General features: G+C 38.2%; 29 protein-coding genes, 1 tRNA gene and 1 other RNA gene. 28 read left to right on the forward strand and 3 right to left on the reverse strand.

The window, feature by feature from the left end:
* The first annotated feature begins 121 nt into the window (after window positions 1-121).
* Window positions 122-388, forward strand: a complete 267-nt coding sequence (locus FC32_RS05950) for a hypothetical protein (protein ID WP_025086573.1) — start codon at window positions 122-124, stop codon at window positions 386-388.
* 715 nt (window positions 389-1,103) lie between these two features.
* On the opposite strand, the gene FC32_RS05955 is transcribed toward FC32_RS05950, so the two are convergent.
* Complete coding sequence (locus tag FC32_RS05955) at window positions 1,104-1,493, reverse strand: iron chaperone (RefSeq protein WP_025086574.1); 390 nt, start codon at window positions 1,491-1,493, stop codon at window positions 1,104-1,106.
* A 62-nt stretch (window positions 1,494-1,555) separates the two neighbouring features.
* Here FC32_RS05955 and FC32_RS05960 point away from each other — a divergent pair, with 62 nt between their 5' ends.
* The 6 genes from FC32_RS05960 (at window position 1,556) to FC32_RS05980 (ending at window position 5,661) form a co-directional block, all read left to right on the forward strand.
* A complete protein-coding gene (locus FC32_RS05960) occupies window positions 1,556-1,978 on the forward strand; it encodes a GNAT family N-acetyltransferase (protein WP_025086575.1) in 423 nt (140 codons plus the stop codon).
* A 22-nt stretch (window positions 1,979-2,000) separates the two neighbouring features.
* Window positions 2,001-2,165: a hypothetical protein gene (locus tag FC32_RS10795; RefSeq protein ID WP_167330255.1), complete on the forward strand. Its 165-nt coding sequence runs from the start codon at window positions 2,001-2,003 to the stop codon at window positions 2,163-2,165.
* Between the two features lie 66 nt (window positions 2,166-2,231).
* A complete protein-coding gene (gene asnA, locus FC32_RS05965; protein WP_025086576.1) occupies window positions 2,232-3,239 on the forward strand; it encodes an aspartate--ammonia ligase in 1,008 nt (335 codons plus the stop codon).
* 65 nt (window positions 3,240-3,304) lie between these two features.
* Window positions 3,305-4,129 (forward strand): DNA/RNA non-specific endonuclease, encoded by an 825-nt coding sequence (locus FC32_RS05970; RefSeq protein WP_025086577.1) that lies wholly within the window; start codon window positions 3,305-3,307, stop codon window positions 4,127-4,129.
* Between the two features lie 4 nt (window positions 4,130-4,133).
* Complete coding sequence (locus FC32_RS05975; RefSeq protein WP_025086578.1) at window positions 4,134-4,445, forward strand: nucleoside triphosphate pyrophosphohydrolase family protein; 312 nt, start codon at window positions 4,134-4,136, stop codon at window positions 4,443-4,445.
* 121 nt (window positions 4,446-4,566) lie between these two features.
* Complete coding sequence (locus tag FC32_RS05980; RefSeq protein ID WP_025086579.1) at window positions 4,567-5,661, forward strand: DUF6508 domain-containing protein; 1,095 nt, start codon at window positions 4,567-4,569, stop codon at window positions 5,659-5,661.
* A 36-nt stretch (window positions 5,662-5,697) separates the two neighbouring features.
* Here FC32_RS05980 and FC32_RS05985 read toward each other — a convergent pair whose 3' ends face one another.
* Window positions 5,698-6,069, reverse strand: coding sequence for a DUF4828 domain-containing protein (locus tag FC32_RS05985; protein WP_025086580.1), 372 nt, complete (start codon window positions 6,067-6,069; stop codon window positions 5,698-5,700).
* Window positions 6,070-6,290: 221 nt separating this feature from the next.
* Here FC32_RS05985 and FC32_RS05990 point away from each other — a divergent pair, with 221 nt between their 5' ends.
* From FC32_RS05990 to FC32_RS06070, 18 genes are all read left to right on the forward strand, one after another.
* Complete coding sequence (locus tag FC32_RS05990) at window positions 6,291-7,304, forward strand: Gfo/Idh/MocA family protein (RefSeq protein WP_025086581.1); 1,014 nt, start codon at window positions 6,291-6,293, stop codon at window positions 7,302-7,304.
* Between the two features lie 11 nt (window positions 7,305-7,315).
* The gene (locus tag FC32_RS05995; protein ID WP_025086582.1) at window positions 7,316-8,590 is read left to right on the forward strand and encodes a DEAD/DEAH box helicase; all 1,275 of its coding nucleotides are present in this window, start codon (window positions 7,316-7,318) and stop codon (window positions 8,588-8,590) included.
* Between the two features lie 67 nt (window positions 8,591-8,657).
* Window positions 8,658-9,071, forward strand: coding sequence for a DUF3284 domain-containing protein (locus tag FC32_RS06000; protein ID WP_025086583.1), 414 nt, complete (start codon window positions 8,658-8,660; stop codon window positions 9,069-9,071).
* Window positions 9,072-9,138: 67 nt separating this feature from the next.
* Window positions 9,139-9,212: transfer RNA gene (locus FC32_RS06005), tRNA-Arg, on the forward strand.
* 162 nt (window positions 9,213-9,374) lie between these two features.
* Window positions 9,375-9,806 carry a PH domain-containing protein gene (locus FC32_RS06010; protein WP_081780036.1) on the forward strand — a complete coding sequence of 144 codons (432 nt, stop codon included), beginning with the start codon at window positions 9,375-9,377 and terminating at the stop codon, window positions 9,804-9,806.
* 80 nt (window positions 9,807-9,886) lie between these two features.
* Window positions 9,887-10,492, forward strand: coding sequence for a class I SAM-dependent methyltransferase (locus FC32_RS06015; RefSeq protein ID WP_025086585.1), 606 nt, complete (start codon window positions 9,887-9,889; stop codon window positions 10,490-10,492).
* Entirely contained in the window at window positions 10,489-10,944 is a 456-nt protein-coding gene (gene tadA, locus FC32_RS06020) for a tRNA adenosine(34) deaminase TadA (RefSeq protein WP_025086586.1), read from the forward strand. Before FC32_RS06015 ends, tadA begins: the two co-directional genes overlap by 4 nt.
* A 63-nt stretch (window positions 10,945-11,007) precedes the next feature.
* Window positions 11,008-11,094: signal recognition particle sRNA small type (gene ffs / locus FC32_RS10405), an RNA gene on the forward strand.
* A 71-nt stretch (window positions 11,095-11,165) separates the two neighbouring features.
* Window positions 11,166-12,893, forward strand: coding sequence for a DNA polymerase III subunit gamma/tau (gene dnaX / locus FC32_RS06025; RefSeq protein ID WP_025086587.1), 1,728 nt, complete (start codon window positions 11,166-11,168; stop codon window positions 12,891-12,893).
* A gap of 18 nt (window positions 12,894-12,911) precedes the next feature.
* Entirely contained in the window at window positions 12,912-13,226 is a 315-nt protein-coding gene (locus FC32_RS06030; RefSeq protein ID WP_155891425.1) for a YbaB/EbfC family nucleoid-associated protein, read from the forward strand.
* A gap of 35 nt (window positions 13,227-13,261) precedes the next feature.
* Window positions 13,262-13,861 (forward strand): recombination mediator RecR, encoded by a 600-nt coding sequence (recR, locus tag FC32_RS06035; RefSeq protein WP_056957322.1) that lies wholly within the window; start codon window positions 13,262-13,264, stop codon window positions 13,859-13,861.
* A gap of 13 nt (window positions 13,862-13,874) precedes the next feature.
* Entirely contained in the window at window positions 13,875-14,114 is a 240-nt protein-coding gene (locus FC32_RS06040; protein ID WP_025086589.1) for a YaaL family protein, read from the forward strand.
* A 126-nt stretch (window positions 14,115-14,240) separates the two neighbouring features.
* On the forward strand, window positions 14,241-14,876 hold the full coding sequence (gene tmk / locus FC32_RS06045) for a dTMP kinase (RefSeq protein ID WP_025086590.1): 636 nt from the start codon (window positions 14,241-14,243) through the stop codon (window positions 14,874-14,876).
* A 1-nt stretch (window position 14,877) separates the two neighbouring features.
* Complete coding sequence (locus tag FC32_RS06050; protein ID WP_025086591.1) at window positions 14,878-15,201, forward strand: cyclic-di-AMP receptor; 324 nt, start codon at window positions 14,878-14,880, stop codon at window positions 15,199-15,201.
* Window positions 15,202-15,268: 67 nt separating this feature from the next.
* Window positions 15,269-16,261 carry a DNA polymerase III subunit delta' gene (gene holB, locus FC32_RS06055; protein WP_056957323.1) on the forward strand — a complete coding sequence of 331 codons (993 nt, stop codon included), beginning with the start codon at window positions 15,269-15,271 and terminating at the stop codon, window positions 16,259-16,261.
* A 21-nt stretch (window positions 16,262-16,282) separates the two neighbouring features.
* Complete coding sequence (locus tag FC32_RS06060; RefSeq protein WP_025086592.1) at window positions 16,283-16,630, forward strand: DNA replication initiation control protein YabA; 348 nt, start codon at window positions 16,283-16,285, stop codon at window positions 16,628-16,630.
* The gene (gene rsmI, locus FC32_RS06065; protein WP_025086593.1) at window positions 16,630-17,520 is read left to right on the forward strand and encodes a 16S rRNA (cytidine(1402)-2'-O)-methyltransferase; all 891 of its coding nucleotides are present in this window, start codon (window positions 16,630-16,632) and stop codon (window positions 17,518-17,520) included. Before FC32_RS06060 ends, rsmI begins: the two co-directional genes overlap by 1 nt.
* A gap of 12 nt (window positions 17,521-17,532) precedes the next feature.
* Complete coding sequence (locus FC32_RS06070; RefSeq protein WP_081780038.1) at window positions 17,533-18,273, forward strand: acyl-[acyl-carrier-protein] thioesterase; 741 nt, start codon at window positions 17,533-17,535, stop codon at window positions 18,271-18,273.
* 86 nt (window positions 18,274-18,359) lie between these two features.
* On the opposite strand, the gene FC32_RS06075 is transcribed toward FC32_RS06070, so the two are convergent.
* Window positions 18,360-19,337, reverse strand: coding sequence for an asparaginase (locus FC32_RS06075; protein WP_025086595.1), 978 nt, complete (start codon window positions 19,335-19,337; stop codon window positions 18,360-18,362).
* 450 nt (window positions 19,338-19,787) lie between these two features.
* On the opposite strand from FC32_RS06075, the gene tsaB reads away from it, so the two are divergent.
* From tsaB to tsaD, 3 genes are read left to right on the forward strand one after another with little or no spacing between them, the layout of a single operon-like run.
* Window positions 19,788-20,522 (forward strand): tRNA (adenosine(37)-N6)-threonylcarbamoyltransferase complex dimerization subunit type 1 TsaB, encoded by a 735-nt coding sequence (gene tsaB, locus FC32_RS10865; RefSeq protein ID WP_025086596.1) that lies wholly within the window; start codon window positions 19,788-19,790, stop codon window positions 20,520-20,522.
* Window positions 20,497-21,108: a ribosomal protein S18-alanine N-acetyltransferase gene (rimI, locus tag FC32_RS10870; protein WP_235722434.1), complete on the forward strand. Its 612-nt coding sequence runs from the start codon at window positions 20,497-20,499 to the stop codon at window positions 21,106-21,108. Before tsaB ends, rimI begins: the two co-directional genes overlap by 26 nt.
* A complete protein-coding gene (tsaD, locus tag FC32_RS06090) occupies window positions 21,087-22,112 on the forward strand; it encodes a tRNA (adenosine(37)-N6)-threonylcarbamoyltransferase complex transferase subunit TsaD (protein ID WP_025086598.1) in 1,026 nt (341 codons plus the stop codon). The genes rimI and tsaD overlap by 22 nt, the downstream gene beginning before the upstream one ends.
* Window positions 22,113-22,117 lie beyond the last annotated feature (5 nt).

Here is a 22,117-nt window from a genome sequence, read left to right on the forward strand (position 1 = left end):
AAAATAGACAATTATAAGAAACTTGAATTAGTACGGAAATGTTGTGTAAAAGACAAAGAAGTTGTATTTACTTAACATATCCTGTATATTTTAGATAAAAGAAAGAAAAGGAGGTGCTGAGATGAGCATGTTATTTATCGTTTTACACGTACTCTTTGGTTTAGGTTCATTTGCAGGTTCATTGATGTTAGCTATTGGATTCAAAGACAAATTCAACGAACTTAACACACTACAAAAATCAGGTATCTTATTGACGATCATTAGTTTATTTGCAACGATCGCAATTACGATGGTTGCTAAGGGTAACATGATTGCAGCTATTATTTTTGTCGCATTAGGTGCCGTAGCTTGTGGTTACTTGGCTTTTGCTAAGACAAAAGAGGCGTAGTTATAATTGAACAGCTGATCTTCCCTCTAGCTTGATTTTGATAGCAAGAGGGGTTTTTTGTAAAAAAAACACTTGTCAAAGTGGATAAGATGAGTATAATAGGAATACTAAAGTTCTTTGAAAACAAGATCATATTGAACTTAGTGCAGAGAAGTTGAACACTTCGCTAAGATATTTTGGAGAATAAGTCCTCGTAGCTTACTAGTTGGGATACTGGCTGGTGACTATCGAAGTAGTGGTGACATTATGGAGTTTTGTAACCGCAAAAGAGGCAAAGAAATATGCAAATGTGGCCCAGAATTAACGTACTGAACTTTTCTACACGATAATAGACGCTCAGTGAGAAGAAGCCAATATTGCTGATATTTAGGGATGAATACAGTTTCCGTTGGTAATTTCCAAATAAGTGTGTTGCTGTGAATGTTAGAAATAACAGTATAAGAAAAGAAGTGGGGACATCGCTCAAAACGGCAAATAACATACAAGTCACTATGTAATGCTGAATGTTCGGGTTGATGTTGGAAGCTGAGATGCTTGCCACGGTCTAGTAAAGCATAAGGAAGTAGTGAGTCGCTCTTACTGCTCAGCCCTTATGAACCGTTGACGGAACAAATTCGCAAGTCACAGGCGTAGAGATAAATACTCCAATATGATTTTGTTTTGAGGGAACTTTAGTCTAAAAGAGCCCTAACTAGTTGATGGTTAGGGCTCTTTTTTATTCACCGATCGTACGTTTATCCCAAAAAGTGGTGACGTCTTTTTTATCATCAAAAGTATAATTGATCATTTCACGTAGCAGATCATAAGGAATGTCTTTACCGAATTGAATTTGGAAAGTCTTTTTGCCATGTTTGAGTTTTAAGGCTTCGATCTGTGTCAAAAAATGTGCAAAAGTCCGCATTTCTGGTGCTACCGTAAAATGTTTAGTAGCAACGCTAAAGCCAATGATAAAAGTTCCATGGTGAGTAAACATTGGCTGATTCCACTTGTATTCTAAGGTAAGGTCGGGAAATTCAGTCAGCATCCATGAAATTAAATCGTGAAAGATGAGCTGATGATCTTGATCATCGATGCGTGCGATATATTCAGTGACTTGTTGGTCCATGGGCGTTACCTCGCTTTTTGTATTGTGTACAATTATTATAACATTGAAAAGAGGAAGAAAAAATGATTCGTAAATTTAAAACTGAAGAGCTTGAGCAAGTAATGCAACTTTGGTTGAGCGCTAATTTACAAGCTCATGATTTTATTGCTGCCGATTATTGGCATAAAAATTACGCTGCGGTCAAGGAGGCTTTACCACAAGCAGAGCTTTATGTTTACTGCGAAAATGAGCAAGTTTTAGGTTTTATCGGGCTCCAAGACAATTATTTAGCAGGTATCTTTGTTGCACCGGCGTATCAAGGAAAAGGAATTGGGAAAAAGTTACTTGCACAAGCTAAAAAAGTTAGACAGACTTTGAAATTACATGTTTATCAAAAAAATGTATTGGCGCGTAAGTTTTATGCGCGCCAAGGTTTTACAGAGATTTCATGGCAAGAAGATGAGAGTACGGGCGAAACTGAATTTCAATTGCGTTGGAACAAATGAAAAGCCAATTAGGGGAAATAAGATGACACAAGAACAATTTATGCGTTACGTTGAATTAGCTTTAAAAAATCTAGGTCACAATCAAGCAAGTCGTTATAATATCGAAGGTGAAATCTATCGGGTGATGCAACAATATTCTGAAGCACAGATTACAGAGAAAGTTAAGACAATAAGTTTTAAAAAATAAAAGGATTGCATTTAATTTATTTTAGGGTAAAATTAAAAATAACTAATTAAGAAAGGATGACGTTTTATGGATCTTATCATTCCAAAAGACTATGATCCAAAGCTCGACGTTAAGAAAACGCAAGAAGCGATCCGTTATATTCGCGAAACGTTTCAAGATGAATTTGGTAAAGAGCTTGGATTATCTCGTGTTTCAGCACCAATGTATTTAGAAAAGAGTTCGGGGTTGAATGATAATTTGAATGGGTATGAAACACCGGTCTCATTTACGATGGAGAGTCTTCCAAACGATACCATTGAAGTCGTCCATTCTTTAGCAAAATGGAAACGAATGGCGCTAAAACAATATGGTTTTACGATGCATGAAGGTTTATATACCAACATGAATGCGATTAGAAAAGATGAAGAGTTGGATAACTATCATTCAAGTTACGTTGACCAATGGGATTGGGAAAAAATCATTGCCAAAGATGAAAGAAATGTTGCGACGCTTGAAGATACAGTACGTCGAATCTTTAAGGTTATCAAACACATGGAAAATGAAGTTTGGTATAAATATCCTGAAGCGGTCAATAAGTTACCAGATGATATTTTCTTTATCACGACCCAAGAATTAGAAGATATGTATCCTAAATTGACACCAGAAGAACGGGAAGACGCAATCTGTAAAGAACACGGCGCTGTCTTTTTAATGCAGATCGGTGGCAAATTAAAGAGTGGGGTCAAACACGATGGTCGTGCGCCTGACTATGATGATTGGAGTTTAAACGGGGATATCTTATTTTGGTATGAACCGCTTAACTGCCGTTTAGAACTTTCAAGTATGGGAATCCGGGTCGATGAGGATGCAATGCTTAAGCAATTAGAAGCTGCCGACGCATTGGACCGCAAAGAATTACCTTACCATCAAATGATCTTAAAGGGCGAGTTACCATATACGATCGGTGGTGGGATCGGCCAATCCCGTTTGTGTATGCTTTTATTAGGTAAAGCTCATGTGGGTGAAGTTCAAGCAAGTATTTGGCCACAAGAAATGATCGAAGAATGCCGTAAGCACAATATCAACATTCTTTAATAATGATAAATAAAGCAGAAAAGACCAATGGATTTATCTGTTGGTCTTTTTTTGAGGGGAAAATGATGAAGTTTAAAAAATTACTCACGGGGTTAGTGGCCTCGTTATTATTGGTAAGTGTTACAGCACCATCAGCACTTGCGACTAGTGCTAATAATGTGCAGGCCCGCACGTATCGCTACTATTCTAGTTCAACTGGTAAACTCAAAAAGAGTACACCAGATCAAGAATTAGCGCGTAGTGTTTTAAGTGACGATGTCGTAAAACAATTAGGTGGGTCACAAAACATTAAGTGGAACGGTAGTGGAGCGTTTATTATCAATAATAATAAAACAAATTTAAAGGCAAAAGTTTCCAGTGCGCCTTATGCGACCAATCAAGTTGATAGCTTAAAGCGGCCAACTGTTGCTAATGCTTTGCTAAATCGGACAACTCGGCAATATAAAAGTCGAACGCAGACTAATAATGGTTCAACTAGTTGGAGACCTCAAGGCTTTAGACAATTAACTAATTTAAGTGGGGCATATAATCATGCTTATGATCGGGGGCATTTATTAGGCTATGCGTTAGTAGGAAACATTCGTGGCTTTGATGCAAGCGAAAGTAACCCTAAAAACATTGCGACCCAAACTGCTTGGGCTAACCAAGCTAATGCTAGTTACTCGACTGGACAAAATTATTTTGAAAGTCAAGTTCGTAAGGCATTAGATAAAAATAAGACAGTCCGTTATCGTGTGACCGATCTTTATAGTGGCAATAATCTAGTTCCATCAGGAGCTCATATTGAAGCTAAGTCAAGTGATGGGACATTAGAGTATAATGTATTTGTACCCAATGTACAAAAGGGTATCAAGATAAATTATGCCACAGGTCAAGCGACAAAGGAGTAATATTATGGACTTAACCGAAGTAACTAAACGTTCTAAGGACATTCGTGAGCTATATCATGCTTTAGAAGAAAAATATCATGGTTCACATTGGACGACTGAAGAAGATGCCTTAGCTTTTTTAACTGATGCTGCTTTAGTAGGGCGCTTGGTAATGGATAAAGAAGGTCGTTGGCCGAAAACTAGTGACGATAAATTAGCACTAAAGATCGGCGAATCAGTATGGTGGCTAGCGATTTTAGCTGATGAAACAGGGCTCTCTTTAGACGAATGTGTAAGTTTATTTTTGAAAGAAAAAGAAGCGCAACTACGTAAATAAAGTCTTGAATCTCTAAGTTAGGTGAAATTTGCTAACTTAGGGATTTTTTAGTATCAAAATATTGGTACTCGATACTTTTTTGTGCTTAAATGTAAGGAAAATAAGCAAGGGGGAAAGGGTAATGTATGAGTTAAAAAGGTTACTTAGTTGGAAAGAACAGTTAGTCAAAGTCGATCTTACAGAATTAGTCTTGGAAAACAACTACTTTTCCCGGGTTAAATATCCAGTCTGTTTGACCGATTTCATGCAAGAGGTTCATCGCTTCAGTAATCAATATTCGGAATGGAATTCGATTGAGCCAGCCGATATTTTGAAAGAAAATGGGATCACTGATGCATTGAATGCAGATTTGAGTTCTGCAAAATTGTCGGTCTTATTAGCTATTTTAGTTGAAAATGTCCAACAAGATCGCTTTTGTAAGGGAATCTTATTGCAGATGTTGGCTAATGGCTATTTATTACAATTGTTAACGCAGATCGAAAATTGTTACCATAATAGTGATCAAAAATACAAATTTTGTGCGGTTAGTTTCAATGAGTCTTTCCAAACCTATAGTTATTTGTGTGAAGATGAAACCATTCAAGTTGGTGATCAAGTCATCGTGCCAGTGGGGCCACAAAATGTTGAACTAGAGGCTACGGTCAAAAAAATAATCTACGCAACCAAAGCAGCGGCTCCATACCCGTTTAATAAGCTCAAAAAGATTATTAAACGAGTCAAAAATAAGTTTGTGCTCACTGAAAATGAATGTGGGTTAAGTCACTTTCCTTTTCGTAAAATAGATGAGTTACAGACACTTATTGGCGATTTTTGGCTTGAAGCTGACACAAAAAAAGTCTCCTTTGTTTGCCCGACACTTAAGTTAGAAAATATTGCTGGCCACATGTTTCACGGACATTTTGAAGTAAAAGCTGTAATTAATGATAGTACTTTGAATTGGCGAAAGACAAAATTGTGTCTGCGGTTGCAACCTCAAGTCGAAGAACTAATAGCGATAATTAAAAGCTTTGGTGGCATGGAAAGTGCGTGGCAAGAATTAAATTTGATCTTTGATGATCGTAAGCGTCATTTTGATTATTATTATGATAAAACTAAACGACCAAGTGCCTTAAAGGTTTGGGTAAAAGACTTTCCGCGAGACATCCATGCTTGGAAAGTTGATTATTTAGTGACTCGAAATGGTGTTTCGCTTTTGATCGGAGATAAAGAAAATTGAGCAAATAAAAAACCGTCGTCTTATGACAAACGGTTATTAGCGATCTTCACATTTAGGAGTATCAGTCGTAGCATCTTCAACTAATTCATAAACACGGTTATCAGCTTCATCATAAACGCTGATCGGTTTACCATCAACTGCATCGATTCGCAGATGATAACCATAGCCGTCTAAAAAGACAAGTTCCTTATTTGTCAGACTTTCAACTTGTCCGGCTAATTCACGACGATCGATCAGGATACGCAAGTCAGCTGTGATCTTAAGGCAGTGTTTACGGTGACTAAGTTCATCAGTAAATTGCCAGTTACCGGTATAGACCGTTGATTGCTCAGCTTTTGGTGATGCTTTTTTCTTGATCACATTACTGAATAAAATTTGGCCTAAGTCAATCAAGCCCTTGCGTTTCATCGCTTCGATCCCTCCAAGAATTCTTATTGAATATAATATACCACGATTTTTTGTTAAGCAGTAGTAAAATAGGGAGAATATCGCAAAATGAAATATAAAGGAAATTTTGTCATTTAAACGCAACAAAAATGTTAAAGAATTAAGTTGCTTTGAGCAAAAGAAATGTAAGTCATAAAAGGATGATTTACTATAAGGATAGAAAAGAAAGGAAGGGGTCACAAATGAAATTAGGTATTATTGGTACAAATTGGATCACAGAGCAGTTTATTTCGGCGGCTGAAGCAACTGGTAAATTTGAATTGACAAGCATTTATTCCCGAACTAAAGAAAAGGCCCAAGCTTTTGGGCAAAAATTTACCCATGTTTCAGAATGTTTTTCTGATTTAACTGAATTTTTTACAAAAGGTAGTTTTGAAGTGGTATATATTGCTTCGCCTAATAGTTTACATTTTGAACAAACCCTACAAGCAATTGAAGCAGGTAAGCATATTATTGTGGAAAAGCCAATGTGTTCAAATCCGTTTGAAATGAAGCAATTATTAGAGAAATTGCATAAACATCCTGAGATCTATTGCTTTGAAGCCGCCCGTCATTTGCATGAGCCTAATTTTAAGACGATAAAAGCTCAGATTAAACAATTGCCAGTTATTCAAGGAGCTAACCTAACATATGAAAAATATTCTTCACGTTATGATCAGTTTTTAGCAGGCGAAGAACCAAATGTCTTTTCTTTGAGCTATTCTGGTGGAGCCTTACAAGATCTAGGGGTTTATTTGGTCTATGATGCAATTGCTTGGTTTGGCATCCCACAAAGTTCGCACTATTATCCTGTCAAGTTGCGCAATGGGATCGACGGTGCGGGCACAGCAATTTTGGAATACCCAGACTTCAACGTTGTCTTGAATATGGGGAAAACCGCCAATTCTGAATTGCCTGGTGAAATTTACGGGCTAAAAGAAACGATCAGAATGGATAATGCAGCCGAATTACAAAAAGTTGAATTGGTCGATGCGACTGGAAATGTTACAATGTTATCAGTGGATCCAGCTCAAAACCCAATGCTTGCAGAAGCAGAAGCATTTGCAGCCGTATTGAGCGAAACTGATTCACTTGAAAATAAGCAGTTACAACAAGATTGGTTAGCATATGCAGTCGAAGTAAATAAAGTACTTTACGAATTGCGTCAAAGTGCAGGAATTAAATTTTTGGCAGATGAACCATATGTTGACCGGTAAGAAAGGCAATTATGAATCAAAAATTTACAGCGTATTTTGAAGAACAAGGCTTTAAGGAACTTTCGCCGATCCAAGCTAAAACGCAAGCACTTTTAGCTAAAGGTGAAAATGTGTTAGGGCTCGCTCCTACTGGCTCGGGGAAAACATTAGCATACACTTTGCCGTTATTAGAACAACTTTTGCCGGGGGATGGAACTCAGCTACTAGTTGTGGCACCTTCACAAGAATTAGCGGCGCAATTGACAAATGTGATTCGTCCTTGGGCTAAACTGATTGATTTAAACGTTTTAGCCTTGATCGGTGGTGCTAACGTCAAACGCCAGATCGAAAAACTAAAGAAACGCCCGGAAATAGTAATCGGAACTCCGGGTCGGTTACTTAACTTGATTAATGATAAAAAATTAAAGTTGCATAAATTAGTTGCAGTGGTTTTTGATGAAGCTGATGATCTTTTAGGTGAAAAAGAGACGTTAGCTGACTGTCGCGAAATAATTTCTCATGCTCCAGGAGAAACGTCACTTTCCTTTTTCTCAGCGACAAAAGCGCCGATTTTTTCTGAGTTACACCGGTGGTTTGGTGTAGAACCGGTTGTCGTAGATGTTAGAAATGAAGATCATACTCAAGGCGAAGTGGTGCATTATTTATTAGAAACACCACAAAGAAAGCGCAGTGAAATGTTGCGAAAATTAGCCCAAGTTGAAGGCTTTTTTGCGTTAGTATTTTTCAAACAAAGTGCAACTTTGAATGATGTTTTTGAAAAATTAAAGCACAGTAATGTTTCAGTCGCTCGTTTAAATAGTGAACAACGACAAGTTGAACGTGAACAAGCCTTACGTGCCTTAAAAAAACGTGAAATCTCACTTTTGTTGACGACAGATGTGGCTGCGCGTGGACTAGATATTCCGGATCTACCGGCAGTTGTTAATTATGACCTTCCAAAAGATACCAACACTTATATTCATCGTGTGGGTAGGACTGGACGGATGGGAGCAGACGGGATCGTAGTGGATCTTGGAAATGAGCATGATCTGCGCTTGTTTAAACAATTAATCAAAGATGAAGGTTATGATATTAGGGCAGGCTATCTATATCAACGACAACTTATCGATGATCAAGAAGAATTAGTTAAATTAAGAACGCAAGTCAAGGCAAAAGTCAAAAAAGAAGTGCGCGCTAAAAGAAAGCAAAACACAGTTGAACCTAAAAAAATCGTCACAGAAAAGAAGAAGCATAAGAAAAAACGTAAACGTGACCAAAAAAATAAAGGAAAGCGTAAGAAAAAGTAAGAAGTCTATTGGTACAAGTTGATTAAATGGTATACTAACGGTAAATTGACGGAAAGAGGAAGAGAATATGAAGATTTCAATGAAATTAAATGTTTCGGCAGAGTACTTATTCCAGCGATTGGTCGATACCGTGATTTATGATGTTAAGCAAGAAACAGGGCAAGAATTAACGGTTGCTGATCTAAACGGTTTGAGTTACGCCACTAAACTTGACCGCCAAACGAAAGCTGATTTGAGCGTGATCAAGGTAGTTCCTGACCAAAGTTATCATATTCAAGTTGAAACTGACGGCTATGTCAAACGTGAAGCGTATGAATTGACTGCTTTAGCTGCAGATCTTGTCCAAGTTGAATATTCGGAGCAAAGTTTTGCTAAGCGCCAAGTATCAAAACTAAAGGAATTTTTCTTCAAACCGATCGCACAAAGTATTAGGCGGCGTAACTTCATGAAACTTTTAAAAGAGATCGAAGTAGGCTACTAGAGCAATTGACTTTGCACATGTTTCTTCCTATAATGGAATAGTTGTTTTGGACGGCTATTCCAATTTTGCGCTTGTAGCTCAGCAGGATAGAGCAACCGCCTCCTAAGCGGTAGGTCATCGGTTCAATTCCGATCAAGCGCATTACATATCCTTGTAAATTGGGCAATCAAAGCTTTTTTGCCCACCAAGATATCCCCCTAAAAAGTGTACCGATTTTGGTGCGCTTTTTTTGTGCATAATACTGGCTCAATTGACCAAGATTGGTTAATATTTGAGAAGAAATAAAAGTTAGAGGTGATCAAATTGTTTAAAAATTTAGTTCAAGGTGCGTTAGGTAATTATTCTGAAGTTAGTGTGCGAGAACTTACCCAAAAATATGGTGACTTTTTATTTGAAGAAGAAATGATCAATAGTGGGTATCGTTTGATCAGAGATGCTTTACTATTTACTAATTACCGTATTATTTTTGTTGATAAGCAAGGTGCTACAGGGAAAAAAGTAGCCTATCATTCGATTTATCTAGATGGAATCGTGGATGTTACTGTTGAAACTGCTGGCTTTGGGGTCGATGATAGTGAAATTGAGATCACATTTTTAGAAAATGTTTATCAAAAGCCACATGATGAGGTCTTAAAGACGGTAAAATTTGAATTTCCAAAAAGTTTAGATATTTTACCATTATATCGCTATTTAGGTAACTTAGTTTTAGAAAATCGTAGTCGGATCAATCGCTAAAAGAATCGTTAGCCAATGGTTTAGTGGTTAGGGGCATTATGTTATAATTAGTAGGTATAAAAATGAAAAAGGGTGACTAGATGGAAAATCATTATTATTCAAAAAATCCAACGGTAGAACACGAGGAAAAAAATTGGAATTTTGAATTGTTAGGCAACGATTTTTCCTTTGTGACGGATAACGGTGTATTTTCCAAGAATACCGTTGATTATGGTTCTCGGGTGTTGTTAGCTGCCCTTAGTAACACTTCTTTTACTGGCAAAGTGCTTGATGTGGGTTGTGGCTATGGCCCAATTGGGCTAGCTTTAGCTAAGAAAAATCCTGAAGCGCATTTTGATTTGGTTGATGTTAATGAGTTAGCGCTTGAACTTGCTAAAAAGAATGCGGCTCAAAATCAAGTTGCCAATGTGTCGATTTATGAATCAAATGCTTATACGAACGTAAAGGCTGATGATTATGAGGCAATTGTAACTAATCCACCGATCCGTGCTGGCAAGCAAGTTGTCCATGACATTTTAGCGAATGCCTATGACCATCTAAAGGTAGGAGGCACTTTGATTGCTGTGTTACAAAAGAAGCAAGGCGCCCCTTCTGCCAAGAAAAAAATGACGGAAGTTTTTGGTAATTGTGAAGTGATCTTAAAGGATAAGGGTTATTTCATTTTACAGAGTGTAAAAGAAGGATGAAAGAGCAAGTTTTCTACATGCAAGAAGCGCTAAGGGAAGCTAAAAAAGCAGTACAATTAGGGGAAGTTCCGATTGGTTGTGTCGTTGTTTACCAAGGAAAGATCATTGGTCGGGGGCATAATCTGCGTGAAACAACGGCTCAAGCGGAAAAGCATGCCGAAATGATCGCAATCAGTCAAGCAAATGACGCTTTACAAAGTTGGCGTTTGCCTGAAGCTGAGTTGTATGTGACGCTAGAACCTTGCCCAATGTGTAGTGGTGCGATCATCAATTCACGAATCGCTAAAGTTTATTATGGAGCACCAGATGAAAAAGCTGGAACTGCTGGAACTTTGATGAATCTTTTGACTGATCCACGGTTCAATCATTGCGTCCAAGTTGAAAAAGGGCTTTTACGCACAGAATGCAGTCAAATTTTGAGTGATTTTTTTGCTAAACTACGTAAAAAATAAAAATAATTGATTTAAAGACTGGATATTTTATTTAATTTCATGTAATATAGAATATGCCGTAAGGCCTTAAGGCAATGTTGTCCTTACGAATTGTGTCAGGTCCGGAAGGAAGCAGCACTAAGTTTGGTTCAGCTTGTGCCTTAAGTTAATATGAAATTAGACTCTCGGTCGTCTCACTCGATCGAGATTTTTTTTTAGACTAAGAAAGGAAGCAATAGTTGATGAGCTATCAGGCTTTATACCGTGTCTGGCGTCCGCAAGTTTTTGATGACTTAGTGGGACAAGAATTTATCACTAAGACGTTAAAAAATGCGCTAATGACTAAACAGACAACACATGCCTATTTGTTTACTGGCCCACGAGGAACTGGTAAGACATCGGCCGCTAAAATTTTTGCTAAGGCGATCAATTGTCGTTATCAAAAAGATGGCGAACCTTGCAATGAATGTGAGACTTGTCAAGCCATTACCGCAGGGCGTCTAAACGATGTGATCGAAATTGATGCTGCCTCAAACAATGGCGTCGAAGAGATCCGTGATATTCGCGATAAGGCAAAATATGCTCCGACGCAAGCGGATTACAAGGTATATATCATTGATGAAGTCCATATGCTTTCGACTGGAGCTTTTAATGCCTTATTAAAAACGTTAGAAGAACCACCGGCAAATGTTGTTTTTATTTTAGCAACGACCGAACCACATAAGATCCCGACTACGATCATTTCACGGACGCAACGCTTTGACTTTAAGCGCATTACTCCGCAAGCAATCTTGCAACGGATGGAATACATTTTGCAACAAAAAAATCTGTCCTATGATGAAAAGGCACTTAAAGTTATTGCTAAAGCTGCTGAAGGTGGAATGCGTGATGCCTTGAGTATTTTAGATCAAGTGCTTTCGTTTGGTGATAATGAAGTCACAATGGATAACGCACTGTTGGTAACGGGAAGTGTAACACGGGATAATTTGACTAAATTTTTACATCAAGTGGTTGCCAAAGATACAAGTAGTGCGTTAGCAACGATCCATGATATTTTAGAAGATGGTAAGGATGCCACGCGCATGATCGAGGATCTGATAAACTACTGTCGTGATCTTTTGTTATATCAACAAGCACCTCAGATCGTTGAAGAAAGCGAGCTGGGAATGTTAGATGATGATTTTAAACAGTTTGCCAGTGAAGTCGACCCAGAATTACTTTATCAAATGATCGATATTTTAAATGAACAACAAGAAAATATGCGTTTTACTTCGCACGAATCGGTATATTTGGAAGTACTAACGGTCAAATTATCACGCTTACGTAGTCGTGAAGTGCCAGTCGCTAAAGCCCAGATCTCTTCTGACCCTGCAACTGATGCTAAAGTTTCCCAACTACAAAAGCAGTTAAATGAGTTAGAAAAAAGCTTTAAAGAGCTACAAAATTCAAGTGGTGCCAAAGTAACTGTGGCTAAGCCTAAAAAAGTTGCGCGCCCACAGTCACAAACTGGCGAAGTAAAGCTCAATTTAAGTAAAATCTATGAAGTTTTAAGTCAAGCTTCCAAAAGCGAGTTACTCCAAGTGCGTGAGCTTTGGGGCGATTTGCTGAACATGTTAAATGTTACGCAACGCGCTTTGATGAATGTTGCCCAACCGGTTGCTGCTGGGAAAGGTGGAATCGTGATCGGCTTTGAGTACGATATTTTGTGTCAACGAGCTCAAGCTGATCAAGAATTGCAAGATGTACTAGAAAATAATTTGAGTCGCTTGCTAGGTGAAGCACCAAAATTGATATTTATTCCTGGCAATCGTTGGCCTGAGATCCGGCAGCGTTACTTAAGTGAACATGGCACCGCTAGTAATGAAGCTACTAAAAAAGAAGAAGTATCTAAAACTCAAACAGTGCCCCCAATCGTTTCTAAGGCACAAGAATTATTTGGTGCTGATTTGATTGAAATAAAAAATGATTAACTTTTGAAAGGATGATTTATTATGATGCGTGGGATGAACATGCAAGGTATGATGAAACAAATGCAAAAATTGCAAAAACAAATGCAAAAGGATCAAGAAGAATTACATGCGACGGTCTTTGAAGGACATGCTTCTGATGATGCCGTAGTTGTAAAATTTACCGGGGATCATAAAATGACTGATATTGCAATCAAAGAAGAAGCAGTTGATCCAGATGACGTTGATATGTTACAAGATTTGATCATTATGGCGGTCAACGATGCTATGGTCAAAATTGATGATCAAACACAAAAAACAATGGGTAAATATTCCCATAACATGCCAGGATTCTAACCTTTAACTTAATTGTTTGAAAGAAGAGATGTGTGATGCAATATCCAGAACCGATCGCTAAACTGATCGATAGTTATTTAAAATTACCAGGAATTGGTGAAAAAACGGCAACCCGCCTTGCCTTTTACACGATCGATATGGATCAAAGTGATGTTGTTTCATTTTCAAAAGCTTTGATCTCGGCTAAAAATGACCTACATTACTGCAAGATTTGTGGCAATATTACTGAAAGTGATCCATGTGCGATCTGTGCTGATAAGTCACGTGATCAAAGTCAAGTGATCGTGGTTGAACAAGTCAAAGACGTAATGGCTTTGGAAAAAATGCGTGAATATCACGGGTTGTACCATGTATTACACGGAGTTTTATCCCCAATTGAGGGTAAGGGTCCAGAAGATATCAATATCACTAGTTTAGTTAAAAGATTGCAACAAAATGATGCGATCAAAGAAATTATTTTGGCTACCAATGCGACGCCTGAAGGAGAAGCTACGGCAACCTACATTTCTCGTTTGATCAAACCTTCTGGCATCGTGACAACTCGTTTGGCTCACGGCTTAGCGGTAGGTAGTGATATTGAATATGCTGATGAAATGACGCTGTTTAAAGCGATCGAAGGTAGACAAGAAATCTAGTGAGGTGGAAGCAATGTTTGGAAAAAAGAAACAAAAACTCAGAAGAGCATACAATGAGCTTTTGTTACAAGATATTGATAATGCCAAACTAGGCTGGGATCATGCTCGGCAAACTAAAGCTGCAGTTTATGATGTTGATGAAGAATTGATCGCTGAGGTTGCTTTGGCTAAAGCTAGATATGAATTTTTATATCGCGAAGCTAAACTTCGAAAAGTAAAAGGTCATATTCAGGCCTCAGTGCTTGATTATTAATTAAGTAAAAGTCTGTCAAAACAGTCTAACTGATCTGACAGGCTTTTTAGTTTGAAAAGTAAGCAATAGACAGTGTAATGATGTTAAAGTAAAATGAAAGCAGTAAATAAAAATGGGGTTTTGAAGGTGAATGGACTTTTTGTAACGTTTGAAGGAACCGATGGGTCAGGAAAAACAAGTGTAATAAATCAAATCGAAGAAAAGTTAAAAGCAGCTGGAATCGATTATTTACGGACACGTGAACCAGGTGGAAATCGAATTTCTGAGCAGATTCGTAATATTATTTTAGATGTGCGTTTTACGGAGATGGATGAACGAACTGAGGCGTTGTTATATGCTGCTGCTCGGCGGCAACACTTAGTCGAAACTGTACTACCAGCATTAGCAGCTGGGAAATTGGTCTTGTGTGATCGCTTTGTTGATAGTTCGTTAGTGTATCAAGGGGCTGGAAGAAAGATCGGGATCGCTGAAGTGGCAGAAATGAATAAATTTGCCACAGCCGGATTAGAACCAGATTTGACTTTTTATCTGGAGATCGAACCAGAATTAGGCTTGAAACGGATCAAAAAAAATCGTCAAAATGAGATAAATCGTTTAGATAAAGAACAGTTGGATTTTTATCATACTGTAGCTAATGCTTACCAACAGTTAGCACAAAAGTATCCTAAACGAATCGTCAAGATCGATGCTAGTCAGCCATTAGCTGATGTAGTAGCAGATACTTATGCGGTATTGCAGCAAAAGTTTAATAGGGGTGTTTAAAATGAAAATGATCATTGCAGTTGTGCAAGATAAGGACAGTAATCAATTAAGTAATGCCTTTATTGAAGCTGATGTACGGGCAACTAAGCTTTCAACGACTGGGGGCTTTTTACGTTCAGGTAATACAACCTTTATGATCGGGATCGATGACGAACGGGTGGATGAAGTTTTAGAGATCATTAAGCAATCTTCATCAAAACGTGGAGAGTACTTAGTTCCACCCGTAAATGTCGAAGGTCAAGCTGAAACAACTTATCCCTTAGAAATAGAAGTCGGGGGAGCGACAGTTTTTATTTTACCGGTAGAACGCTTTTTACATTTTTAATGCAAGTAGCGTTAAAATATATTTAGAAAGGGAAAGCTATATTAGTACATATATAGTAGGTGCTTGAATGGAACAGTCGATCACAGAGCTACAACCACGATTGACCGAACATTTCGCAAAGTTAGTGGATACTAATAAATTAGCGCATGCGTATTTATTTTCGGGACCACGTGGGACTGGAAAAAATAAATTGGCTCACTGGGTAGCGCAAGCCGTATTTTGTCAAAATAAAACTGCGGGCTATCCATGTTTAAAATGTAATGATTGTCGGCGGATATCACAAAATAATCAGCCTGATGTAGTTGAGATCAAACCGGATGGTGCTTCGATCAAAGTTGAGCAGATCAGGTATTTGAAATCGGAATTCGTTAAAAGTGGGATCGAAGGTAATCGGAAACTTTTTATTATTCAAAATGCAGAAAAAATGACGACTAGTGCGGCTAACAGTCTCTTGAAGTTTTTAGAAGAGCCTAGCGGTGATGTGACTGCCTTTTTGCTGACTGATAGTTTGAATCAAATTTTACCGACGATCGTTTCACGTTGCCAATTAGTCGAACTTTCATCTTTGACCACTAAAAAGATGATCAATAAGTTGGTAGGGTTAGGTGTTACTCCTGAAAAGGCCAATTTGTTAGCGCATTTGACCAATAGCCAAAAAGAAGCTAGCGAATTAGAACAAGACGAAGAATTTACCCAATTATTAGCCCATTTATGGGAATGGTTCAATCAAGTCTTACGTAACGATTGGCGCGCTTTTGTAGGCGTTCAGACTAAGCTAATGCCATATGCCACTGATAATGAACGCCAAGAGCGTTTGATCCAACTAATATTATTACTGACACGCGATATTTTATTATTAAAATATGGAAAAAATGAGGACGTTGCCTTTATAATGTATAGTGAAGAGCTTAGCCAGCGAAATTTGAATATTTCTGAGAGTGGAGCAATTCGAGCTGTCGAGGCGGTACTTTCGACTAAACGGCAGCGTGCAGTAAATGTTTCGTTCCAAAACGTTTTAGAGGCATTGACATTGAATTTGTGCAGTTGGTACCAAGAATGATGACAGTTTGAAGGTGATTTTTTGGATAAACGTGAATTATATGATAGTTTTGAAAATATGGAAGAAATATCACGTGAGATGCAGGCTATGTTAGCAAGCATCAAAGATGAGATGACACGGATCATTGAAAAAAATGCTGAACTTGAGATCGAAAACCAGCATTTACGTGAACGACTTCAAGAATTAGACCAAAAGAAACATAAAGATGTGAACCCTGAAGGTGGTTTATCTAAATCACGAAAAAATTTAGAGAAATTGTACGAAGAAGGATTTCATGTTTGCAATGTTGACAATATGTACGGTTCTAGACGGATCAATGATGAGCCCTGTGTATTTTGTCAAGATGTGATCTATGGAGAGAGACACTGATGAGTATTAGTAAAAAAAGTAGTTTTAAAGGTGAAAGTTCTAAGGGAACCTTGTATTTAGTTCCGACCCCGATCGGTAATTTAGGTGATATGACTTTTCGGGCACTTGAAGTATTAAATGAAGTCGATTTGATTTGTGCTGAAGATACGCGCAATACTAAAAGACTCTTAAGTCATTTCGAGATCAAAACGCCTCAGATCAGTTTTCATGAACATAACACCAAAGAAAGGATCCCTTATCTCTTAGAAAAATTACAACAAGGGCAAAATTTAGCTCAAGTCAGTGATGCGGGGATGCCTTCGATCAGTGATCCTGGACACGAGTTAGTTAAAGCTTGCATTGCAGCAGATATTGCGGTGGTACCTTTACCAGGGGCAAATGCCGCTTTGTGTGCCTTGATCGCTTCTGGGATCGTGCCTCAACCATTTTTCTTTTATGGCTTTTTGCCACGGAAAAAAACACTGTTGACAGAAACTTTGCAAACACTCAATTTACAAACAGCGACGCTGATTTTTTATGAGGCACCACATCGTCTAAAAAAGACATTGACCGCGATGGCAGAAGTTTTTGGCGCAACCCGCAAAGTTACCTTATGTCGTGAGTTGACCAAAAAATATGAAGAATTCTTACGTGGTGATTTAAAAGACGCAGTTGCTTGGGCTGAAGAAGATGAGATCAGAGGGGAATTTGTGATCGTCGTTGAAGGTAACCCCCAACCCCAAATCAATTCAACTGCGGACCAAGCACTTGACTTACCCTTGAATGATCAAGTTGAACAACTAATCGCAGAAAAAGGCTTAAAGCCTAATGTAGCGATTAAAGAAGTTGCTAAGCGTAATGGCTTAAAAAAGCAAGTTGTTTATAATGAATATCATCACCTAGTAGACTAAAGAGGTTAAATTATGCCAGAAATTTATCGTGAAAAACATCGTGTTGTTTACTACGAAACTGATGTAAGTGGTCAAATTAGTTTAGGAAAACTAGTTGATCTACTAATGCTTGCCTCATATGATCAAGGAAAAGCATTGGGGATGTCAGAAGAAAAGTTAAATGAACAAGGATACGGTTGGGTCATCACACAACACTTATTGGAAATCAATCGTTTACCTAAAAGAGATGAACAGATTACGCTTGAAACAAAAGCTACTGCATATAATCGCTATTTTTGTTACCGTGATTTTGCTATCTATGATCTGGCAGGTGAACTTTTAGCTAAAATGCATACAGCTTTTGTCTTGCTGGATTTAAAAACACGTAAGATTTCAAGAATCACGGAAGCTGTGATCGCCCCCTTTGCTCCTGAGGCGATCAAAACGATCGAGCGTCTACCTAGTCCAGGAAAGCTCACCACGGTTGATGCTAAAAAAGAATATCAGGTACGCTTCTGGGACATTGATACCAATCATCACGTTAATAATGTTCATTATATTGAATGGATGTTAGATGCGTTAGATGCTGACTTTTTATTAAATTATGAACCAGTTGCGCTAAATATCAAATATGAACATGAATTACATTATGGTGATACTTGTGAAAGTAAAGTTCAAATCATAAGAGAACCAGAACTCATTACCGTGCATGAAATCAAAAAAACTGATACATTGAGTTGCACTGCAAAAGTTTCTTGGCGTCCGCGACAATGAACGGAGTCAGCCTAAAAAATCCCTTGAAATGAATTTACTAGTTTAGGACTAGGATTCATTTCAAGGGATTTTTAAATGTTTAATTTTTAAGAAACTGCATCAGCCATGAATTCATCTAAGGCAACTTTATCTAAGCCTGCACTCAAACCTACCAGTAATTTGATGCGTGCTTTTTGGCCGTTTAAGCCATGACAAAAAGTAACGCCCATTTTCTTCAACTGTACGCCACCGCCAGGATAAGCATAAACATCTTGTGCAAAGCCATTAAAACTACGTGACACTAAAACGACTGGAATGTCATGTGCCAATAGTTTTTCAATTGCTGGAAGAACGCGAGGAGGTAAGTTACCCGCACCTAAGGCTTCGATCACGACCCCGTTAGTTTTTTCATTAACCGCCATTTCAAGCAATTCAGGATCCATGCCGGCATAGGCTTTAAAAAGATAGACGTGGTCAACGACATGATCAATTGCAAGACTTGTGTGTCGTAAAAGCTTTTCAAAAAATTGGACCTTGTCGCGTAAAATCAAACCGATCGGCCCAAAAGTTGGGGTTCTAAAGGTTGCAACGTTAGTGGTGTGAGTCTTTGTAACGTAGCGTGCAGTATGGATCTCATCGTTCATCACTACTAAAACACCCATCCCTTTTGCTTCAGCGCTAGCAGCTGTCAAGATAGCAGTTTTAAAGTTATACAACCCGTCTGAACCGATCTCATTGGCGGAACGCATTGCCCCTGTTAAAACGATCGGTAGTTCAAGGGGAACGGTTAAATCAAGAAAATATGCCGTTTCTTCAAGGGTGTCGGTTCCGTGGGTGATTACCACACCATCAATATTTTCTTGTTCATAGGCTTCCATGATACGTTGACGTAAGCGCAACATATTTTTTGGATCCATATGTGGTGAGGGAATATTAAAGATATTTTCGATCAGTAATTCATATTCGCGGTCAAAAGGATTTTTGAATTGATTGAGCGGATTTTCTGCTCCTGGAGCAACAGCCCCCGTTTCGTCTTCTGACATTGCGATCGTACCACCAGTGTGTAAAACGAGTATTTTTTTCATAACTAACGGCCTATATAAAATGTGAGCAAAAAACTTTAAGTAATTTGCGAAAGTAATATAGAGCTCCTTTCATAAAAAATTACAATAAATAAGTTCAAACATTCTTCGCTGTAATTGGAAAATCAGTTTCACATTTTTAACTTTCTAACTGAAAACGTTGCTTTGTAAGTGGCGAGACTACTTTTAAATTATAGACTAGGGGTGGTTTGCTTGTCGATAGGCGGAATTTAAAATTGATGCTTTTTTCTCAGTGATATTATGTTAAGATAGTTTTTGTAATTTTTAAATTGAGTTTGTTTGATAAAATATCTCCCGTTTAGTTCCATTAATGTTATACTGTTCATTATTGAGTTGATATTTAATGAAAACATAGAACTATTTAGATAGTTTGTTGTTGTAAAACAAGAGATAAACAAGGATCACATAAGATAAAAGGAAGTTATTCATAAGATGAAAATATTAGCGCTAGACACCTCAAATCGACCTTTGAGTGTCGCTGTTTTAGAAGATGAGATGTTATTAGCTCAAACTACGCTGAATATGGCTAAAAAACATAGTGCAACGCTGATGCCAGTGGTGGCTGATATGATCAAGCAAGTAGGACTAACGCCCGCTGAGATCGATCGTGTTGTCGTGGCTGCTGGCCCAGGTTCATATACGGGGTTGCGGATCGGTGTAACTGCAGCTAAGACTTTTGCATTTACATTAAATAAAGATCTAGTTGGGATCTCTAGTTTAGGGGTTTTAGCAGCTAACTGCCAAAATGATCCAAATAAACTATTGATTCCGCTTTTTGATGCTCGACGCAAAAACGTCTTTGTCGGAGGATATCAAGTAAAAGACAAAAAATTGGTCAACGTGTTACCTGATCAACATTTAGGTTTAAGTGAACTTTGTCAGTATCTTCAAGCTCAAGATCAAGAAGTACTTTTTATCGGGGCCGATGCTAAGAATTTTCAGGCTGATTTTGCCGAACAACTTACTACCACAAAATATAGTTTTTCTGAACCAAAAGATGACTATCCAAGTGCCTTTGTACTTGGATTACTTGGGAAAGATGCCCAACCAAGTGATGTCTTAAATTTTGTGCCACATTATTTACGCTTAACACAAGCTGAAGTACAGTGGATGGAAAAACATCCTGGAAAGGATCAAGCCGATGGTTCCTATGTTGAAAAAGTTTAGAGAAAAAATTGAAAATTTCCTAAAAAAGCAAGCTGCGACTCCCAACCTTGATTTTGGTTGTCGCAATGTAAAAGTCAAAGAGAAAAATTATTTAATGTGTCGTGCAGTCGTGCCTGATATCCCAGAGATCTTAGCAATCGAGCGCTCTGTTTATCAAGGCGACCAACCTTGGGACTTCATGAATTTTGAGTCTCAAATCAAAGATAAGTTGACGTCGTTATATATTGTTGTACGCTATGAAGACATGATGGTTGCTTTTGCAGGCTGCAATTTTGTTTATGGCAAAAATGAGGCTCACATTACTAATATCGCAGTCTTGCCCGAATATCAAAATCGCGGCCTTGGGATGATGATGCTAGAAACTTTGCTTGCAGAAGCCAAAGCATATGGTTGTAGTAAAATCAGTCTAGCTGTTAAAGTAAGTAATAAAAAAGCCCAAGCATTGTATCAAAGTGCGGGCTTTAAAAAACGGGCAGTTAAAGAAAAATATTACCATACGGAAGATGGTTTAGAGTTTGAATACGATCTACTAAAGAAAAATTTGAAAAAGAGAGTTGAAAAGGGATGGAAAAAAATCGAAATTTGATTTTAGCATTTGAATCAAGCTGTGATGAAACAAGTGTCGCAGTCATTGAGGATGGCAAAAAAATCTTATCTAATATTGTTGCAACTCAAATCAAGAGTCATAAGCGCTTTGGTGGGGTCGTGCCTGAAGTGGCTAGTCGCCATCATATCGAACAGATCACACTTTGTATCGCAGATGCGCTCGCTGAAGCTAAGGTCGATTATGAAGATTTAACAGCGGTAGCAGTGACGTATGGCCCAGGTCTAGTGGGTTCACTTTTAGTAGGGGTCACTGCTGCTAAAATGATCGCCTTTGCTCATAACTTGCCCTTGATCCCGGTTAATCATATGGCAGGGCATATTTATGCGGCTAATTTTGCAGGTGAGATCAAGTTTCCAGCCCTAGCTCTCTTAGTTTCTGGCGGACATACTGAGTTGGTTTATTTGGCAGGTCCTAACGACTTTAAAATTATCGGTGAAACACGTGATGATGCAGCAGGGGAGGCCTATGATAAGGTTGGTCGCGTTTTAGGCTTGGCTTATCCTGCGGGAAAAGAGATCGATGAGTTGGCGCATCAGGGAAAAGATGTCTTTGATTTTCCGCGAGCAATGGAAAAAGAGGACAATTATGACTTTAGTTTTAGTGGTTTAAAGAGTGCCTTTATCAATACAGTGCACCATGCAGATCAAGTGGGCGAAACACTGGATAAACGTGATCTAGCAGCTAGTTTCCAACAAAGTGTCGTTGACGTTTTGGCTTATAAAACGTTGAAGGCTTTAAAAAATTACCCAGTCAAACAGTTGATCTTGGCTGGTGGGGTTGCAGCTAACCAAGGTCTACGTGATCGGCTAGACAAAGAATTAGTTCAATTTGATAACGTTGAACTTTTAAAGGCGCCACTTAAGTTTTGTGGTGATAATGCAGCAATGATCGGGGCAGCTGGTTATGCAGCTTATAATGACAAGATCCTTGCAGGTTTAGATTTAAATGCTGATCCAAGTTTAGAATTTGATTGGTTGGCATAATTTCA

The sequence above is a fragment of the Ligilactobacillus apodemi DSM 16634 = JCM 16172 genome (assembly GCF_001434405.1).
Taxonomy (GTDB): Bacteria; Bacillota; Bacilli; order Lactobacillales; family Lactobacillaceae; genus Ligilactobacillus; species Ligilactobacillus apodemi.

Excerpts from the sequence above, each read along its gene's own strand:
- FC32_RS06070 (WP_081780038.1), top strand. The coding sequence starts at position 17,533 with ATGCCAGAAATTTATCGTGAAAAACATCGTGTTGTTTACTACGAAACT.
- FC32_RS05975 (WP_025086578.1), top strand. The coding sequence starts at position 4,134 with ATGGACTTAACCGAAGTAACTAAACGTTCTAAGGACATTCGTGAGCTA.
- FC32_RS06050 (WP_025086591.1), top strand. The coding sequence starts at position 14,878 with ATGAAAATGATCATTGCAGTTGTGCAAGATAAGGACAGTAATCAATTA.
- FC32_RS05970 (WP_025086577.1), top strand. The coding sequence starts at position 3,305 with ATGAAGTTTAAAAAATTACTCACGGGGTTAGTGGCCTCGTTATTATTG.
- rimI (WP_235722434.1), top strand. The coding sequence starts at position 20,497 with ATGGTTCCTATGTTGAAAAAGTTTAGAGAAAAAATTGAAAATTTCCTA.
- holB (WP_056957323.1), top strand. The coding sequence starts at position 15,269 with ATGGAACAGTCGATCACAGAGCTACAACCACGATTGACCGAACATTTC.
- rsmI (WP_025086593.1), top strand. The coding sequence starts at position 16,630 with ATGAGTATTAGTAAAAAAAGTAGTTTTAAAGGTGAAAGTTCTAAGGGA.
- tsaD (WP_025086598.1), top strand. The coding sequence starts at position 21,087 with ATGGAAAAAAATCGAAATTTGATTTTAGCATTTGAATCAAGCTGTGAT.
- FC32_RS06075 (WP_025086595.1), bottom strand. The coding sequence starts at position 19,337 with ATGAAAAAAATACTCGTTTTACACACTGGTGGTACGATCGCAATGTCA.
- recR (WP_056957322.1), top strand. The coding sequence starts at position 13,262 with ATGCAATATCCAGAACCGATCGCTAAACTGATCGATAGTTATTTAAAA.
- asnA (WP_025086576.1), top strand. The coding sequence starts at position 2,232 with ATGGATCTTATCATTCCAAAAGACTATGATCCAAAGCTCGACGTTAAG.
- FC32_RS05955 (WP_025086574.1), bottom strand. The coding sequence starts at position 1,493 with ATGGACCAACAAGTCACTGAATATATCGCACGCATCGATGATCAAGAT.
- tsaB (WP_025086596.1), top strand. The coding sequence starts at position 19,788 with ATGAAAATATTAGCGCTAGACACCTCAAATCGACCTTTGAGTGTCGCT.
- FC32_RS05995 (WP_025086582.1), top strand. The coding sequence starts at position 7,316 with ATGAATCAAAAATTTACAGCGTATTTTGAAGAACAAGGCTTTAAGGAA.
- FC32_RS05980 (WP_025086579.1), top strand. The coding sequence starts at position 4,567 with ATGTATGAGTTAAAAAGGTTACTTAGTTGGAAAGAACAGTTAGTCAAA.
- FC32_RS05960 (WP_025086575.1), top strand. The coding sequence starts at position 1,556 with ATGATTCGTAAATTTAAAACTGAAGAGCTTGAGCAAGTAATGCAACTT.
- dnaX (WP_025086587.1), top strand. The coding sequence starts at position 11,166 with ATGAGCTATCAGGCTTTATACCGTGTCTGGCGTCCGCAAGTTTTTGAT.
- FC32_RS06000 (WP_025086583.1), top strand. The coding sequence starts at position 8,658 with ATGAAGATTTCAATGAAATTAAATGTTTCGGCAGAGTACTTATTCCAG.
- FC32_RS05990 (WP_025086581.1), top strand. The coding sequence starts at position 6,291 with ATGAAATTAGGTATTATTGGTACAAATTGGATCACAGAGCAGTTTATT.
- FC32_RS05950 (WP_025086573.1), top strand. The coding sequence starts at position 122 with ATGAGCATGTTATTTATCGTTTTACACGTACTCTTTGGTTTAGGTTCA.
- tadA (WP_025086586.1), top strand. The coding sequence starts at position 10,489 with ATGAAAGAGCAAGTTTTCTACATGCAAGAAGCGCTAAGGGAAGCTAAA.
- FC32_RS06040 (WP_025086589.1), top strand. The coding sequence starts at position 13,875 with ATGTTTGGAAAAAAGAAACAAAAACTCAGAAGAGCATACAATGAGCTT.
- FC32_RS10795 (WP_167330255.1), top strand. The coding sequence starts at position 2,001 with ATGACACAAGAACAATTTATGCGTTACGTTGAATTAGCTTTAAAAAAT.
- FC32_RS05985 (WP_025086580.1), bottom strand. The coding sequence starts at position 6,069 with ATGAAACGCAAGGGCTTGATTGACTTAGGCCAAATTTTATTCAGTAAT.
- FC32_RS06015 (WP_025086585.1), top strand. The coding sequence starts at position 9,887 with ATGGAAAATCATTATTATTCAAAAAATCCAACGGTAGAACACGAGGAA.